The 16,886-nt window shown below is 41.3% G+C and carries 15 protein-coding genes; 2 read left to right on the top strand and 13 right to left on the bottom strand.

All coding sequences use genetic code 11. The annotated features are described in order from the left end of the window. The 3 genes from BLQ12_RS26380 to BLQ12_RS26370 form a co-directional block, all read right to left on the bottom strand. Positions 1-853: UDP-N-acetylglucosamine 4,6-dehydratase family protein (locus tag BLQ12_RS26380; protein WP_092215920.1), on the bottom strand; the 853-nt coding region annotated here is incomplete at its 3' end. Positions 854-871: 18 nt separating this feature from the next. Beyond that, positions 872-2,026, bottom strand: a complete 1,155-nt coding sequence (locus BLQ12_RS26375; RefSeq protein ID WP_092215918.1) for a glycosyltransferase family 4 protein — start codon at positions 2,024-2,026, stop codon at positions 872-874. A 306-nt stretch (positions 2,027-2,332) separates the two neighbouring features. Then, positions 2,333-3,217: a methyltransferase domain-containing protein gene (locus tag BLQ12_RS26370; RefSeq protein WP_092215916.1), complete on the bottom strand. Its 885-nt coding sequence runs from the start codon at positions 3,215-3,217 to the stop codon at positions 2,333-2,335. A gap of 674 nt (positions 3,218-3,891) precedes the next feature. Between BLQ12_RS26370 and BLQ12_RS26360 the strand changes: the two genes are divergently transcribed. Then, positions 3,892-5,061: an IS4 family transposase gene (locus BLQ12_RS26360; protein WP_092215912.1), complete on the top strand. Its 1,170-nt coding sequence runs from the start codon at positions 3,892-3,894 to the stop codon at positions 5,059-5,061. A gap of 51 nt (positions 5,062-5,112) precedes the next feature. Here BLQ12_RS26360 and BLQ12_RS26355 read toward each other — a convergent pair whose 3' ends face one another. The 10 genes from BLQ12_RS26355 to BLQ12_RS26315 form a co-directional block, all read right to left on the bottom strand. Beyond that, complete coding sequence (locus tag BLQ12_RS26355; RefSeq protein ID WP_092215910.1) at positions 5,113-6,198, bottom strand: CgeB family protein; 1,086 nt, start codon at positions 6,196-6,198, stop codon at positions 5,113-5,115. Beyond that, positions 6,195-7,241, bottom strand: a complete 1,047-nt coding sequence (locus BLQ12_RS26350) for a glycosyltransferase family 2 protein (protein ID WP_175470083.1) — start codon at positions 7,239-7,241, stop codon at positions 6,195-6,197. The genes BLQ12_RS26355 and BLQ12_RS26350 overlap by 4 nt, the downstream gene beginning before the upstream one ends. Continuing rightward, positions 7,231-9,108 (bottom strand): asparagine synthase (glutamine-hydrolyzing), encoded by a 1,878-nt coding sequence (gene asnB / locus BLQ12_RS26345; RefSeq protein WP_092215906.1) that lies wholly within the window; start codon positions 9,106-9,108, stop codon positions 7,231-7,233. The genes BLQ12_RS26350 and asnB overlap by 11 nt, the downstream gene beginning before the upstream one ends. 73 nt (positions 9,109-9,181) lie before the next feature. Continuing rightward, complete coding sequence (locus tag BLQ12_RS26340; protein WP_092215904.1) at positions 9,182-10,066, bottom strand: alpha-1,2-fucosyltransferase; 885 nt, start codon at positions 10,064-10,066, stop codon at positions 9,182-9,184. Between the two features lie 87 nt (positions 10,067-10,153). Continuing rightward, positions 10,154-10,720: a hypothetical protein gene (locus BLQ12_RS26335; protein WP_139164130.1), complete on the bottom strand. Its 567-nt coding sequence runs from the start codon at positions 10,718-10,720 to the stop codon at positions 10,154-10,156. 44 nt (positions 10,721-10,764) lie between these two features. Continuing rightward, positions 10,765-11,256 carry an IS1 family transposase gene (locus tag BLQ12_RS27195; RefSeq protein WP_139164129.1) on the bottom strand — a complete coding sequence of 164 codons (492 nt, stop codon included), beginning with the start codon at positions 11,254-11,256 and terminating at the stop codon, positions 10,765-10,767. 366 nt (positions 11,257-11,622) lie between these two features. Next, positions 11,623-12,333: a class I SAM-dependent methyltransferase gene (locus tag BLQ12_RS26325; RefSeq protein ID WP_092215899.1), complete on the bottom strand. Its 711-nt coding sequence runs from the start codon at positions 12,331-12,333 to the stop codon at positions 11,623-11,625. 1,105 nt (positions 12,334-13,438) lie between these two features. Then, complete coding sequence (locus BLQ12_RS26320) at positions 13,439-14,287, bottom strand: transposase (protein WP_217640417.1); 849 nt, start codon at positions 14,285-14,287, stop codon at positions 13,439-13,441. Next, positions 14,284-14,685: a transposase family protein gene (locus BLQ12_RS27825; RefSeq protein WP_217640416.1), complete on the bottom strand. Its 402-nt coding sequence runs from the start codon at positions 14,683-14,685 to the stop codon at positions 14,284-14,286. Before BLQ12_RS27825 ends, BLQ12_RS26320 begins: the two co-directional genes overlap by 4 nt. Positions 14,686-14,877: 192 nt before the next feature. Then, entirely contained in the window at positions 14,878-15,759 is an 882-nt protein-coding gene (locus tag BLQ12_RS26315) for a hypothetical protein (protein ID WP_139164128.1), read from the bottom strand. Between the two features lie 947 nt (positions 15,760-16,706). Here BLQ12_RS26315 and BLQ12_RS26310 point away from each other — a divergent pair. Next, a partial coding sequence (locus BLQ12_RS26310; protein WP_139164127.1) for a DUF4372 domain-containing protein occupies positions 16,707-16,886 on the top strand: 180 nt, incomplete at its 3' end.

The raw sequence follows: 16,886 nt of genomic DNA, 5'->3' as shown, positions 1-16,886 counted from the left end.
TGTCAGCCGGTACTCTGTAATATTCACCTAAATCCTCAGCCTTTATTTTCTCCTCACGGCTTAAAAGAGTTTCATACAATTTTTCACCATGGCGAGTTCCTATGATTTTCACTTCGCTTTTGGAGTTGAATAACTCTTTAATTGCGTGAGCCAAATCAATAACTGTCGAGGCAGGGGCTTTCTGAACAAAAATATCACCTGGATTCATATTGTTGAATGCAAAAAGAACCAGTTCAACCGATTGATCTAATGACATCAAGAATCGCGTCATATTTGGATCTGTTACGGTAAGTGGTTTGCCTGCCATTGCCTGCTCTACAAATAGTGGAATGACTGAACCTCGAGATGCCATCACGTTTCCATAGCGAGTAGCACAAAAAAGCGAGTTGCCATTATCAACATCCCTGGCTCGGGCAATCATAACTTTTTCACTTAAAGCCTTTGTCATTCCCATCACATTAATGGGATAAACCGCTTTGTCAGTGCTAAGAACAATAACTTTCTTTATATTATTCGCAATTGCAGCATTTAATACATTTTCAGTTCCAGTTACATTGGTTTTGACTGCCTGGATCGGATAAAATTCACATGATGGCACCTGTTTTAAAGCCGCGGCATGAAATACATAATCGACATTACACATGGCTTTAGAGATACTTTCATAGTCCCTGACATCACCAATATAATATTTCACTTTGTCATTTTTTAATTCATGACGCATATCATCCTGCTTTTTTTCATCACGGCTGAAAATTCGAATTTCTTTTATGTCAGTATGTAAGAACCGTTTCAGAACGGCATTACCAAATGAGCCGGTCCCCCCAGTAATCAACAATATCTTGTTTTTAAACATCAAAAAATCCCTTTAATATTACTTTACCTTAGACACTTGACTATCAATATATCTCAAAAAATCAAAAGTGTTATTGGCACATTTCTCCCATGAATATGATTGCACTTTGTCATATAAGGAGTCTGCATTTTTTTTTCTAAGCTCGGGGGAAAGAATCAGATTCTTTATAGCCATAGAAATTGATTCGGCTGATTCCGGATTAAAAAATTCTGCAAATCGGCATAGAACCTCTGGCATTGGCCCCGTATTCGATGAAGCGATTGGCAGCCCTGCAGCCATCGCTTCCAATAGAATATTCGGTAAATTCTCACAACTTGATGCAAAGACAAAAATATCTGCGCTTTGATAATACCCTTCAAGTTGATCAAAATTAACAGGACCATGGTAATTGATAAATTGTTGTTGTTCATCATGCTTTTTTATGGATTTTTCAAAGATGAGCATTGCCTCTGGATTACAGGGGCCTACAAAATCAATTGCTACCGGTAACCCCATCTTGCGCAGCAAAGCGACAGCTTCAACAACCTTCCATTGATGCTTGTAAACATCGATAATGGAGACATATAAAAGACGGAAGCAATCAGCATCAGAACAATCCTCAATTCTTTTTGGATCTCTTGGAGCCTTCATAAAACGCTTGTCTACACCATGGGGAATGGTTCTGATTTGGTCTAATTTGCCATTCAGGCTATTTTGTATATATTTTTTGGCATATTCACTCAAGAAAATAAGCCCTGAAGCATTTTTAAAACTATACCCCTGAATAAACCGAAGTATTAAAAATTTCAGCTTCTGGGCTTTGCTTTTAAAGCGTGAACGTTCCTTTTTTTCAAAAGGAAGCATATTTTGCGACATTGAAATGGTCGTAACAGAAACCGTAAATGGTAAAATTCCTCCCGGAGAAAATAATATCGAGCACTTCTCTTCTATCAATTTTTTTGGCAAAATAAATTGTTGCCAAAAAATTCTATACGGAAGAGATTTCCCCAAAAGGGACTCGTTTCTTTTTTCAAGCCAAGAATAATTGGCCAAACTGTCCAAAGTTTTTGATCCAGACCATATCACAACCTTTTCAAATCCAAAGTCCATTGGAGAACTATGGTTCAACAACTCTCGTAAATGAGTTACCCCCCCCCCAGCTCTAATATTTGATGCGTCAATACCAAGAAACATGAATCACTCCCCCTCAAGCCACCGAAGCCCTTAGCCTGATGCCATATACGTCACCTTGGGTATCAAGGTATGCCACTGTTTGTGGACAACACCATATTTCAAGAATTGATAGTCCCATGTATCACTCTGGATTTTTGAGTCCGCACATAGCAGACTTGTTCATTCCACTACGGCTACCAATACACTTAATTTTTTAATATACCTATCCAAACTAACTGGTTCTTTTGAACTAAAGCGATAAATTATGATCAATTTGATATCCATCGGTAATGCTGATGAAACGCCTCAGTAACGATCATTTTGAATCTATGAGTACATCATCGGGATACCATTATTAACCGAGTAGGATCTTTTACATTCTTGGCAAACAAGACTCTCTGATTCCAGAGTAAGATCCCCGGCGGAGCATTCAGGACATTTAAGTAACTCTGACACGGTTATTTTTTTATTCCTTTCATTTTGAGAACAATGTTTTCGCATAAATTCAAGCACAGCATTTCGAATTCCCAACCCATCACCCCTTGGAATGTTATTCCCTTCACAAACTGAAGCTGGAGCCTCCCAAGTTGAATCAGTATCAGGATTGACAATGCGGAAAGGTATCTTGCCTTCCCAGTAAAAACGTACATGAAAGGAAAAGGGGTGCCTTGGAATGAGCTCACGGGTAAGCAGCTGCTTAACTCTTTCTTCATAAAGTTCAACCGTACTGGGTTCTTCCATCCAACCTGATTTCTTTCTTATAATAAGTTCCCCATCCCGAACGGTCACTTCAAGCCGATGGTCACGATACGGATTTACTCGTTCCATGAATGCATCTGGCACCTCGATATACCCTGCCTTTGCAACACGTTGAAGCTCCGACAGGAACTTAGCTGGATCCGATGAATGTTCAAGTACATGTGAAGCAATTACAAAATCAAAAGACTTGTCAGGGAAAGGAAGTTTTTCGACAAAGCCTATAACAGTCGGTCGGTCATATACCAAGGGCGCCCAATGGCGCTCTCTCGTTTCCTCATACGCGTCAAGGAGAACATTCGAACGTGCATAGGGATTGCCGCCCGAGCCAACCTCTAAAACAAATGCCTTCTTATCCACAGGACAATAAAGCCTTCGCAGAGACCAAGCGTTACGCTCAAGCCCAATTCTTTTTAGAACTTTCATCAAAAAAGATTCATTATTTATTGTCTTCATTTTTCCCACTTTACACCATCTCCCTAAATCATTTACAATCTAAATTTTTTCACTAAACTAACTAACCAACTAACGGTTAATGACTCGATTTTTTTTTAAGGATTGGCACAATGTACACCAGAGATTTGTTCGAGACGCCCTCTTAATTGAGTACATTGCAGTAGCATACTAACGAGGTTCAGCCCGCTGTGACTGCACAATTTTTCTTTTCCGTGTTTTACCGTGATGGGTAGGCGCATATTTAGTTGTTCACCTCCGAAGTGAATTAAACGCACACACAGCCTTATCATTTTTAATGACAACTATCAGTAGTACCTTATGACATTTATAATTATTTAGATGCCACGGATTAAGGTTTATGATTAAGCTCTCTGGCCCTTGCAAGCACAATGCCGCGGAACTGAAAATACCACGTGGGAAAACTGATAATGCGTATTTATATACTCTTAATAAGAAAAGCGATAAAGCGTTGGCAAAAGTTGCTGACCCAAGTCCTATGAATGTGGATATCCCCGACTATGCGAAAAAGGGTAGAAGATTTCAATAGTGTCCGGTTAATTTCTTGCAAACAAAATATTTCAAGCAATCGCTCTTTTTTTATTGACAAAACAGGCGATTAGTGAGCACCGCGCCTTGCATTAGCCACCTCTGTAAATACAAGAACTTAGGCGCACATGTTATTTCCCAAGAAAAAAATCGACTCTTGCAACTATAACAGCTATGTCTCTCCCGTGAAGTCCATTTTGGAATATTGTCCTGAGCTGAAATCACGAGGAGATCGTCCCTTGAAGTTAACTTTTAAAGACCAGCTAAACGCTTTATTATACTTCCATCTCTATGAACATGAGTCTGGGAGAGAACTCATACAGGAACTATCTGAAAATGAATTTGCACGTCAGTGTATCGCACCTGATGGGGGAATCAGCCGTAGCAGTTTTTCAGAAGCGATTAACAATCGAGGGCTTGAGCAGCTTCAATTCATATTCAAAGAGTTGGTAAAGAAAGCTGGCAGCATACTTCCCAATGAATTTTCCGAACTTGGGGAGTTGATAGCCATCGATGGAAGCCTTATCGATGCATGCCTTTCAATGTACTGGGCTGACTACAGAAAAGGCTCAAAGAAGGCTAAGGGTCATTTTGGTTTTTCCATCAACCAAGGGATTCCAACACACGTCTATCTTACCGATGGAAATGGCGCTGAGCGTCCTTTTGTGAGCACTATCCTTTCTCCTGGACAAACAGGAGTCATGGATCGTGGATATCAGTGCCATGATGATTTTGATCTTCTTCAAGAAGAAGGCAAAAGTTTTGTCTGCCGTATTAAAGAACTCACAACAAGGACAGTCCTTGAAAAATACCACACCTCTGATGACGACTTTGTTTTTTACGATGCAAAAGTCCTTCTTGGAACTCATGGAGTCAACCAGACCAAGAATCCCGTAAGGGTTGTTGAGTATGAGGTTGATGACAAAAAGTATTATGTTGCCACGGATCGTTTTGATCTCTCGGCCCATCAGGTTGCAGAGGTTTACAAGCTGAGGTGGTCTATCGAGTCTTTTTTCAAATGGTGGAAAAAAAGCTTGAAAGTATATCACCTGATTGCTCGTAGCGAATATGGACTGATGGTTCAAATGCTTGCTGGATTGATCTCATACCTTCTGATGGCTATATACTGCCACGAGGAGTATGGCGAAAAGGTCACCATTAAAAGAATTAGAGAACTACGTACCGATATTTTTAACGAATTGTGTGCGGGAGAAAATTCACCCTCTGCACGCAAAAAAGTAAGCAAAACAAAACGTAACAAAAAAAAGAAACGAAAAAGGTCATATGCAAAGACCTAACCGGACACTACTGAGAAGATTTATATTTTTTCCAGATTCCTTGGTCTCATATTACCCCTCTTTTTCGAGCTCAAATTCTGAGATCCATGTCACAACCTGCTGCATACGCGAAGCAACGTCATGTTTGTCATTGTAAACTCGCTCGAAACCGGCTTGGGCAACCTTGTGGCGAAGTTCATCATTTCTAATGTACTGATGAAGCTTCTCTATCAACTCATCCGTCGAGCTGAAAAAAACGGCTTCTCGATCTTCTTTGTATAAAGTTGCAAGATCATCCGTATATTCCGCCATAAGCACACTCCGCGCTGCAGGTATTTCAAAACAACGACGTGTATAGGTATCACGATTGAGTTTAGACAGAAAACATAGTGAGACTTTTGCACCACAGAGTGCCTTATTGTAATCTTCCCCCCACAATGGACGCACAGGAGACAGTTGGCTCAGCCATGGCGATCTGCGAATAATGGAATCCCAACCGTCTGGCCCAAACACTTTAAGGGAAAACCCCTGCTTGACAATTGTTTCTAACATTTCTAGACGACCATCAGGCTCATAATGACCTACAAACACCACATCGCAACTATAACGCTCACGTTCAGAAAGCGTTAGTTTCACGGGATGATTCCGTTCCTGTACAAACCACGACCGAAGGAGTTGAACGCGCTGAGCGCCAGCCCCTTTGAAATCATCAAGGTTATGATGTCGATAGGCAAGCATCAGGTCGTAAACTGGGATAGCTTTAAGAAAATGACGCCACAGTAAGTAGGAATGCCCTTTAGCGAACGGATCGTCGTTATTGTAGCCCACTAACACGATGTGGGGCAACGCAGCCTTTACAACCTTAAGGGATTCAGAAGTAATATGGGTGCCTCGATAGACAAACACAACATCAGGACGAACCGAAAAGACCATGCTAATAAAGTCCGCATTAATTCTTGCCACGCTTTGCCCCGCAATCAGCTTATTCTGAACCCTTCCTACAAAAGCAGCCAAAGAAGCGAACACTCCTTCTTCGTGCGGCATGAAATAATTATGCCAGGAAAATCGAAACGTTTGATGACCAAGAGACTCAAATGCATGGAGAACGGGTTCCTCGTGTAATTCCGAATGCCAATCGCCAACAACAAGAATTTTCACCGGGATTCACCTCCGTACACCGAACCGATTATCGGTGTATGACCAATTCGCCTTTTGATAAACCCAATCAAAGAGTCTACACGCTTAGCACCCAACAAAATCAGAGAAAAGAAATAAGCGAAAAACAATCCAGATTTCCAAAATCCCATCCGTGCCAGGCCATACGCATACTTCACAAATACAGGGAAGCTTCGACAAGACTGTATGGAAAGAATCGGATACGAATAGTTACCAATATCGCGCATAATCGGGTGATAAATGGGGGTATTACGACTCTTTCCCACCCATGCGGCTATATCCAGCATGCCGCGGATGAAGTGCAACGACGATTCAGGAGTCTGATCCTCAGGCACAAACTTTCCTTGCTCCTTTGCGCTGTTACCAAAATCGGGTATTCCACCTTTGCGGTAGAGCGCAAGAATCTCGGGAAGAAAAACCCCGTTCATATCGACAAGAATATTGGCAACAAGATAAAGCTGGTAAAGAAGTGTCCCGTCAAAACGATCGGTAGAGAACTTGAGAGCCTCGCCACGATGGATCACCACACCAGGAATCACGACGGACCGACGATAGAAAGTGGCAATGGTTGGAGAGCCGGCAGGAAAAAACTTCTCTATATCAAAATAACGAAAAACTTGATTGATCTGGTCTGGGGTACCGTCAAATGAAGCATAAGTTCTCAAAATCACGCCAACGTTTCTATGTCGTTCAAGAGCTGATGCTACAGTTTTCAGTGCGGAAGGATACATCAAATCATCATTCCCCATAAAGAAACAGTACTCACCAGCCGATTTTTCAATAATATTTCTTAAATTTGCATCGTACCCAAGATTTTTTTCATTTTCAAAATAACGTAATTTTCCAGGATATTCATTCTCATACCGAGAGACAACCTCTCGTATTTCATCTCGTGCGGGTGATTTATCCTCACAAATTACAATTTCAAAGTTGTTATAATCTTGCGATAAAATCGAATCTAAAAGAGCCGGCAAAACCTCAGGCCTGTTGTAAGCCGGTATACAAACTGATAATTTAATTCCCATATGAATTCGCTCCATTATTTTTCATTGCAATCCCAAGCATCAAAAGAGAAAAAAGCCGCGATCCATTAGCCCGCCCCTTCATTTCTCCGTCTATCAACATAGTGACTTCCCGACGCTGTATACAGTCAGGCAAGTACGGGATATAATCCATAACCTTTCTGCATCGGTCGGCTCGTAGCCAATTATCCAAGGGAATGGAAAATCCCTGCTTACGATTTGTGTCTAATGCAGATGGAAGCATTCGCTTGGCTAACAATTGCTGAATACGCCGAGTTTCCCTACCCCGCACTTTCCATTGACTGGGGATTTTTGAAAAAGCAAACTCAACAAGTCGATAATCGAGAAATGGTGTTCTCATTTCAAGGCTGTTAGCCATGCTTTGACGATCCACTTTAACCAAAAAATCATCAGGTAAAATACTCCCAAAGTGTGCCCTGGTCATGGAGTCTACCGCATCACGACCGCCATTAAAAAGACCACGCAAACAACGTTCAGGGGCATCAAACCCATCTCCGAGTTTTGCCACATGAGATTCTTTTAAAAGACGGCTGCGCAAAACCAGGTCAAAATATGGTGACCCCCAAACCATCTGCTGAAGTGCCCCTCCCCTAAGAGATGAGATTCTATTTCGCCCACACACACCAGCAGGTAATAGTGCTGCCATCTTCGCAGCCATGCCGACAAGATACGAGGGAACCCAGCCAATTAGTTTTTGATCAACTAATGCCCTTGAATAATCAGAATATCCGCCAAACAACTCGTCCCCCCCATCCCCACCAAGAGCTACAGTAACGTGCTGACGTGTAAGACGCGAGACCATAAAGGTTGGGATAATAGATGAATCGGCCAGTGGTTCATCCACGTAAGGTGCAAGTTCCTCAATAATTGCCATAGACGGAGTACCCATCTCCACAACATGGTGATCCGTCCCAAAATGATTCCCCACACAAAGTGCATAACCTGATTCATCAAGATGTGACCCAGGCTGCGCAAAAGTAAAGGTCTTTAACCGCCCTGAAATTTGTTGGGCAGCTGCAGCAACAATCAAACTTGAATCAAGCCCACCACTTAAAAGTACACCCAGTGGCACATCGCTAACCAATCGTTGTTTTACTGAATCAAGCAATAGTGCTTCCAGTTGATCAGCCAGTTCTTCTCCATCATTTAACTGAGAAGCTTTATTCTCAGGCAAAGACCAATATTTCCATGTTCGAAGCCCCATAGTCTTTAAGTCAAGACGCCCAGCATGTGCAGGAGGCAGTTTTTTGACCCCCTCGGAGATACACAAATCATTCGGTATATACCCCATAGATAAATAATGGTTCAATGCCTGCACATCAACCGAACCATTAACATTCAAGCCCTTCAATTCAGAAGCAAACTGGAATTGATACTGACTCAACTTGTAATAAAAAGGCTTTTTCCCTACCCTATCACGTGCAAAAAAAATTGAAGATGCCGTATTATCATCGCCGCTATCATATATTGCCAGAGCGAACATGCCGTTAAACTTTTGAAGGCAATCATCTCCCCATTCCTGATAGGAGTACAAAACAACCTCAGTGTCGCTGTTGCTTTTAAAACAGTACCCCAGCTTCATTAAGGTTATTCGTAATTCCCTAAAATTATAAATTTCACCGTTGTAAACGATATGATATCGATCATCTGCACTAGACATGGGTTGTCGGCCACCAGAGGAAAGATCAAGGACAGATAACCGACGATGCCCAAGACCGACGCGCCCATCAGCCGACCACCACTCCCCTGAATCATCAGGGCCTCGGTGATACATAGAATCACGACTGCCAACAAGCAGCCCACGCAGGCAATTGGAGCCCCGGGACACTACTCCAGCTATACCGCACATAAGTCTCTAAATTCTCCAAACACATAAAGATTGATCATTTGATCCTCTAGATAATTTCACTTTCAATATTTCTTCACAACGATATCCAACCTGGAGGAATCAAGCCCCTAAACCCCCACGCCGCCTTACCATCAACATTTAAACCTGGTGTTACCACTATTTTATCCAATTCCCCCCCCAGCCATGCACCCCACCAGCTAAAAGTGCTGTTTGCAGTAACAAAGTGACGACACTGAGAGATTAACCACAAATCTGCGTAGGCGTTTTCATCTCCATCGTTGTGTGAAACAAAACGCACCCGATTCATTGGGAGATCAAGCTTTTCACGGGCAGCCTCGATATTATCGGAGAACACGAAATACCGGGGCGACTCAAACCTGCTTTCCATCAGCTCGATTGCCTGTCGGTAATACTCTGTCGAGGCATTATGCGAGCCTGCCACATTGCAAGAATCAAACCAACGAACATGCAGTGACACAGATAGGTTATTTTTGATTTCTGCGGCAATACGTAAATTTGCAGCATCCTGTGGCACCTCAATTTGCAAATCGTCTCGAATAACCTGCTCCATGTCCTTAAAATAATTTTCACTCTGCCACAAACCATCGAGATAAAGTTTATTGCTAACCTTAACATCGAGAAGTCTTTCGTCAAAATCGATCCCCACCTGCTCTAGATAACTCCGTTGTACAAATGGTTTTCGTTTGCACCGCATCTTCCAAAGAGCCCGGCGGTAACGTTCTAACGGTTCCAGACGCTCCGCCGGCGTCGCCTTGCGAGCAGAAATATTAAACTTATCAAGTGCATACTGCCGTCTATACTGAGAATCTCTTGCAAATCCGCTCACATCATCGATAATCAGCTCGGCGTCGTTAACGAGGGCAAGACGTCGCGCCGCTGCATAACAGAATAGCTGGTTACCAAGGCCGCCCTTTATTCTAACAATAAGCTTACTCATCAGACACCAATATATTTATATATATATAAAATAAAAAAAGGCCCAAAAGTTAATGACCACCGCCAGATATATGGCGGTGTCCCTATATTATTGACATATAGCTGGGCGAGTCAGTAATTCTATAAATGTCCATTTATGATCCGTCACATTTGCCGCCATTGCAGGCGTCTTAGGTCGAAAGATGCGATCTTTACCACGACCAAGTGTTTCATGAGGCCGGATCAAATTGTAACAGGCTACGCAAATGGCGAACTTGGCCTTAAGCCACCGCATTGATCGGGCAACCGTCGGTGCCTTGCGTGTCAGGTGGGCATCCCATAGTCGCCAATCAAGGTTGGAACGTTCGATATATGCCGTGTTAATTGTATGGCTTGGCGAATTAGATAGTCGAGTTAGAATGCTCCGGTCACAACCGTAGCCCACTTTGCGTTCAACCTTGACTACCTTCGCACCCTGACGTGTCTTATGAACTGTAGCGTAATCTAAATCCGCATCAATGACCTGCTCTGGATTCTTGGGCCGTCCAGGTTTACCTGTCGGCGCCTGCGGGACCAATTTATGAAACAACTCGCCCAAAACCGTTCTGTAATGGGACAATTCATCTGAGACAAACAAGGGTTTTTCTATAAGGCGATCAGTCAAATCCTTCAGCATGTGCCGGGCATCATCCAATTCACGTCCGCCGATCCAAAATGTGATTAGCAAGCGCGTGGGGGCGTCGATGGCCGTCCAGATCCATTTGCGTCCGTAGTGGTTTTTGAGGTCGTCGGAACTGCCAGAATTTTTCTTTTTTTTATAAATGTCCACAATTCGTCGAGTTGTACCTCAGTCATTTCAAGTGAAGTCAACAGCTCAGAAAGCACTTTGGCACAATGCTCTCCGGCACGGAGGATAATTCGGTTGACCGTGTCTTTATCAAGTTCCAACAAGCGCGCGGTTGCGCGTACACCGACACCTTCTGCTGCAAGATGAATTATCTGTCGAATCATCTCGGGCTGCAAATGAAGGCCAAACAATGCGCTGGCCTGAGTAGCAGCAAAGCGTTTGCCACAAGTCCGGCAGTAAAGCAGAGTGCGGTTCTTTTCTTTGCCGTATTTACCGCGAACGGCGATATTGCCATGGCTGCGAAGCCCGTATTCCTTGCATTGCTCGTTGGGACAAAAATACTGTTCAAGATTAAGTTTGGTCATTGCGTGCCTCCGGCTCATAGTTTGATCTACTCGGAAAAGTATACTCGAGCCTCCATCATCTGTCAATTAAGCGGGGACATCACCGGATTATGGCATAATCTATAAAAACATTACACATGACTAATGAATTCTCTAAGAAAATCATAAACACTATACTTTGTCAGATAATGGATGACGGAATTGTATATTTTGGGCTTGCCAAGAGCCAAGACGAACTAGTACTGAGTGATTGATTGACGTGACATTACTTTTCCGAAAATTGAGCATCTGATAAATTACGGGCAGACTTGGATTATATTGCCGGTCAATAGAAAGGAATCTGTCTCAAACCGATAACAAGTTTTTTTATGACAGAAAAAGTCAGTATTAAGTCGTCTGATCGGCACTATAATCTCTCTTGACAGCAACACACTGCCAACCAAAACACGCAACATCACTTGCTTGCTTCCCTATACGGATCCGAAAATAAAGTTCACCCAGTACTCCCAAGATATATGCTACAGGCCAAAATCGATCACCATAACGACGAGACATGCTTCCCAATCGTCTCAACTCTTGCTGACAATACGTGAACCAATCCCCATTTGAAACGAGTTGCCCAATATTAAAACCCCTCAAATTTAAATGATGTTCATACCAATAACGACTGAAACCGCTGCAATAATGATAAGGAGCAAAATGAACCAATGACGCAAATGGTGCAGTAAGAATCAAAATTCCTTTTGGCTTCAAAAGGCGTGAAAATTCATCTATGGCTTTCGTTGGATCAGGAATATGTTCCAAAACCTCGCTACAAAGAATGGCATCAAAAGAACCATCGGGCTCAGGGATGTCAGTAATATCACATACCAAATTAATAGTACTTGTATTCCAAGACCCTGTTTGCAGCCCCTCGCCATCTCCAGTCCCATCGTACTGACAAAAGTCCTGAGAGACATAATCCAAGTGAAAGCACAATGGGCGATTACGAAGTTCTCCAGCCCCAGCATCTAAAATTCTCTTTCCATTAGGAATATCGGAGAGAACTTTTTTCAACCAAATTTCAAGGTTTGCTTCATTTATATTTTTTAAAATCATGTATCATCGACTCCGTAAAGTTTTTTTGGGGAGTGCCGTCTTAGATTGGACTCCGCCCATTTCAATTGTATGCGCATAGTATGCAATACTTCTATGCTACTTTTTGGTGAATCAAAATTCGCTCGAGAATAAAAGGTATTGACACAATCCCAAGGGCGACCGAGCCAAACAAAGTTGTGAATCTCTTAATGTTAGCTGTCTAAATTAGCCGAAATAGCTGCGCAAAATGAGACCCTAATAATTATTTGTAAAGCTTTCTTTTATAGGGGTTTTAAGTGTATTTAAAGATGCCCCAAAAGTAAAAAAAGGGTGTCCGTGTGTTTCATAAAGATCCTATGCTTTTTGTGTATTTTTACTACAAAAAAAATATGATTTAAGCCTATAAAATAAGGTCAATATGTCGATGTCTCATTTTATACGAGTGTCTAATATTCGGTGAGAATTGCAAGGAATATAACTTGCTATTTATATTTTACTTATAAACACAGACCATTCCATTATGATACCTCATCAATCTTGCCAAAAAAAACCGTACCATATCAATTGTTTATCCTCTTGAGTATCCCGCACTCAATGCACATCCAATGTGCGTTGCAACCCTTCTTTTGTTTTAGCGTACATGTTTGTCCGTCTACTTAAAGTGCTACCATTTTTCTAATTGCAGCAATTTAAGCTTAAACATAATTTGGTAAGCATTCACAACCCAAAGTGAACTCGTAAACTGGACTAAACATCATTAATACTTATCAATATAGATATACTGCTCAATAATTACCCAAACTATATATGCAACAAATAGTGTGACAGCCTGCACTCATGAAAGCGATAAAGTCGCCATCAACTATAATTCGGAAGCAGTGCCCAGACACTTATCAAACGTACATGTCCCAGCTTGAAGATATCCTTATCTCACATCAGGCGCGTTTAGATCAACTCGAGGAGGCCATTAACAAATTGTCTTCAAAGAATTGTAAAGATTCTAATAATCCACCTTATTCGAGCAAACGACAGATTAAAAAATCTGAAAAATCAAAGGGGAATGAGACCGGCACAAAGCGGATGTTTTTAGCTGCCGGATTATTATGCATGAAAACACGGGTGCTCGCTATTTTGTGCGGGTAGCGATCCGTAACGGCAAAATTTGGAGGTCCAGTTTACCCGCTATTAAATAGATCATCGTTTTGAGATAGCGGGACGTTCTAAAACCCCGGGATCGCCCCTTGGCAGCTTGAATTAAACTATTGATGCTCTCCATCAATCCATTGGTGAAATTTGATCTAAACCATCCCAGCACACCGTGCCAATTTTTCTTAATTGTGTTGGCGGCTTTTATAGGCCCAATCTGGCTTTGGGTCACCCAATCACACCACTGTTTCAATAACGGCTCAGCAGTTTCTATAGCATTACAGGCAAATATATCTTGGAAGACCGCCTTCAGATGAGTCGCTTCAGCCGTCTGCAAATTACAATCACAAAGCTCTTTAAAGAGACCCTGTTGGGCCTGGCTATGATTCCAATCATTTTTTAGCCAAATATAGCGGGTGCCTTTCAACTCTGGTCGTGTTTTTTGCTCTTGACGTCGAACTTCGTCGACCGCCTTGTTTAACAATTGCATCAAATGGAAATTATAAAACGTCAATAATACGGAAGGAAATTCTTCTCTTAGCCCTTTTTTAAAAGCTTCTGACATATCCAGACAGGCTTCTGTTATTTTTTCTAGTTTTCCACCATGAGCTTTGAGATCTTTCTTGAATTCTTTAACAGTTTTAGCGTCTTTTCCTACTGTTACAAACAGGACCTGGTGATCTTCAGAGTTAGCAAAAACGGTGACATAGTTTATGACCGCGCCGTCGACTTGTTTCGTCAAGACAAATGGCTTTAACGTTGGAATAATCAGCACGAGATCGTGCATCATCAACGTAATGTTCGAGAATTCGCCATATACGAATATCATGCTCTCCAATTAGTGTTCCACACCTGATGAGCTGTCATTCCATTTTGGACCAAAAGAACGATGTACGATTCCATCAGTTGTGTAAAGCCAGACCCGCGACGTGCCCAAGGAACAGTTGTTGTTTTTACACCATGTTTTGAGCATTTGACCCTTGGCTGCCGTGCATGTAAGACGGTTTTATGTTGAAAAAAATCGAGATGCCGCCATGTACGCTCTTCCGTGTCATGAACCTTGCAGCCTGGTTTGTTGCAATCAGGGCATAAAAAAGGGCTACCGAGATTGAAATCTATCAATATATCAAGTTGTTGATCGGTTCCAAAAAACTTTATTTCGGTAATTGTCCAAGGTAATGCAAGTCCTAAGGCCATACTAAAAAGCTGCTGAGTTTGAATATCCATTAATCTCAATTCGTGAATTATTGTGGTTGATGCAACTTATAAATATCCCTGAAAAGTAACACATCACCGTTCAAAATTCAGGGAAAATTGAAGAGGTGCTCACAGGGCTTTTCCACACAAAACAGCGACGACCCGAAAATTCAAGCATAACACCCTTACGATAATATTATTTTAACTCAGCTGCCAAACACATTATGCCACAAAGCAATCTGACACATTATCTAATCTTTTATTTGGAGGATAACCAACAGATTTATAGAATAATTTTTCCATAACCAAGCGAACAAAAAGGTATAAGAATATTAATATAAACGAAAACCTAAACATAAAAAACCATGTCATATTTCCCCATACATTTACAAAAAGAATAAAAGAGACAAAAAACGAAGTTGCCTCGTAACCACGTTTTAAAAATAAGCGCTCAATGGTTTGCAAAAACCATATGTAAAAACCTACACCAAAGAAAACAACCAAAAGGCTTTTACTTAAGTAAAGCATCCCAAACAAGCCATAAGTCATTCCAAATGCCTTACCTTCAGCCAAGGGAATAAAGCCCATTACTGATTTCATTATTTCCTGATCACCTACAAATAAAGCAAGATATAAGGACTTAAGCCCTAAAACATTTGATGAAATAACCGCCATCAGTTCTCTTGATCCTTCAATTCTGTGTATCAAAAAAGTTGGAAACAGAAGAAATTCTTTCAATTCAAGATTAGAAATTATACTAATAATGAACGAAATCTGATTACCATCCACAGGACCATCGTTATTATAAAAGGTAAGTCTGTATTTACCGACTGCAATAACCACCAACAACAGCAAGGAGAAAATTAATGCAAATCTGAATATTGTCGAAAATGTATATCTGAATTTATAACGCTTTATATAGAGATATATCAAAGGGAGTATTACAACAACCATTGCACTCCGGGAGAGTGATTCAAAAGAATAATAAAATGCGACAATAGAATACAACACAGCAAATATTACCAACTTACTTCTATACTTAGCTTGAACCAATACATCAACCAATACCAATCCTGAAGCAAACAAAAAAAACATTCCTGACATAAAGGAGAAGCCCCCCTAATTTGAAAGGCAGTTTACAGGCCGCGGGTACTGCTAATCCATGCTTGCCAAAACCAAGCTTTTGAACTAGATAAACAATAAAAACGCTAGAAATAAACCAAATGGCCATAAGTATATATGGATTGACCCTGAATGATCTATTAAGATTCGACGAAGAATAAATAATCCTATTTCTTGCAGAATGACAATACCCGGAAAATACGACAAACGCGCCCAGAAGACCTACTGTCTCAACAAGAAACAAATTTAACATCATCTGAACAGAAAAATCAAATGAACCGACAGTATTCCAGCCTACGGCATTATAAAACTCTACGTTGCCCATTACGACCGACGTTTTAAACACGTGCCCAATTGAAAAAAATAAAATAAAAAGATTTTGTACGACGGATTTGACTGCCAACCTTGTAAGGATATAAACAATAGAGTTGTATATAGACAGATAGATAAATCCACCTAATATTATTGACAAATTTAATGTTCCACATAGTATATAAAAAAGGAATAACGAACTCACCAAAGCCAGCCATCTCTGGACATGCATCACGTCTTTCACCTCGTTGCCACACACTGCCAACCAAAATACGGAAAATAATCCGCTGACGAGCCTCATCGAATCTTAAAAGAAAGCTGTCCAAAAAAAACCATGGCATAAGCCAAAGGCCAACTCATGTCACCATACTGCCTATGCATATCAGTTCAAACCAACCCCCATTGGGGGTGAACTCTTCAATCTCAACTCCACGATGATTCAAATGGTATTCATACCACTAAAGGTATAGAGACAGTGCACTATAAATATACCCAAAATCACTGTTGTCCAAAATAGGATTTGACCGGAAGTAAACCGGTGAGAATTTGAAAAGATGCTCCTTATAAGGCATGGTTAAGTTTGCAAACAAAGACCTCGCCAAACAAGGAGCATATCAATGGTACGTCATTCCAGCTTTTTCAGTCAAATCGTAGGTTTTTTTGACCGTAACCAGTTTGCCCGTTTAGTCTCCGAGCACGACGCAGAAAGAAACTCGAAGGGCTTCAAGTGCTGGGATCATTTTGTTTCCATGCTTTTTTGCCAAATAGCCCAAGCAAAAAGCCTTCGAGAAATATCC

The organism is Desulfoluna spongiiphila (assembly GCF_900101345.1).
GTDB lineage: Bacteria > Desulfobacterota > Desulfobacteria > Desulfobacterales > Desulfolunaceae > Desulfoluna > Desulfoluna spongiiphila.
The sequence above is the reverse complement of the archived record's forward strand: the minus strand, read 5'-3'. Positions and strand labels throughout refer to the sequence as shown.

Coding starts and splice junctions, on each gene's coding strand:
- BLQ12_RS26375 (WP_092215918.1), bottom strand. CDS start 2,026: ATGTTTCTTGGTATTGACGCATCAAATATTAGAGCTGGGGGGGGGGTA.
- BLQ12_RS26370 (WP_092215916.1), bottom strand. CDS start 3,217: ATGAAGACAATAAATAATGAATCTTTTTTGATGAAAGTTCTAAAAAGA.
- BLQ12_RS26360 (WP_092215912.1), top strand. CDS start 3,892: ATGTTATTTCCCAAGAAAAAAATCGACTCTTGCAACTATAACAGCTAT.
- BLQ12_RS26350 (WP_175470083.1), bottom strand. CDS start 7,241: ATGGGAATTAAATTATCAGTTTGTATACCGGCTTACAACAGGCCTGAG.
- asnB (WP_092215906.1), bottom strand. CDS start 9,108: ATGTGCGGTATAGCTGGAGTAGTGTCCCGGGGCTCCAATTGCCTGCGT.
- BLQ12_RS26340 (WP_092215904.1), bottom strand. CDS start 10,066: ATGAGTAAGCTTATTGTTAGAATAAAGGGCGGCCTTGGTAACCAGCTA.
- BLQ12_RS26335 (WP_139164130.1), bottom strand. CDS start 10,720: ATGCTGAAGGATTTGACTGATCGCCTTATAGAAAAACCCTTGTTTGTC.
- BLQ12_RS27195 (WP_139164129.1), bottom strand. CDS start 11,256: ATGACCAAACTTAATCTTGAACAGTATTTTTGTCCCAACGAGCAATGC.
- BLQ12_RS26325 (WP_092215899.1), bottom strand. CDS start 12,333: ATGATTTTAAAAAATATAAATGAAGCAAACCTTGAAATTTGGTTGAAA.
- BLQ12_RS26320 (WP_217640417.1), bottom strand. CDS start 14,287: ATGATATTCGTATATGGCGAATTCTCGAACATTACGTTGATGATGCAC.
- BLQ12_RS27825 (WP_217640416.1), bottom strand. CDS start 14,685: ATGGATATTCAAACTCAGCAGCTTTTTAGTATGGCCTTAGGACTTGCA.
- BLQ12_RS26315 (WP_139164128.1), bottom strand. CDS start 15,759: ATGTCAGGAATGTTTTTTTTGTTTGCTTCAGGATTGGTATTGGTTGAT.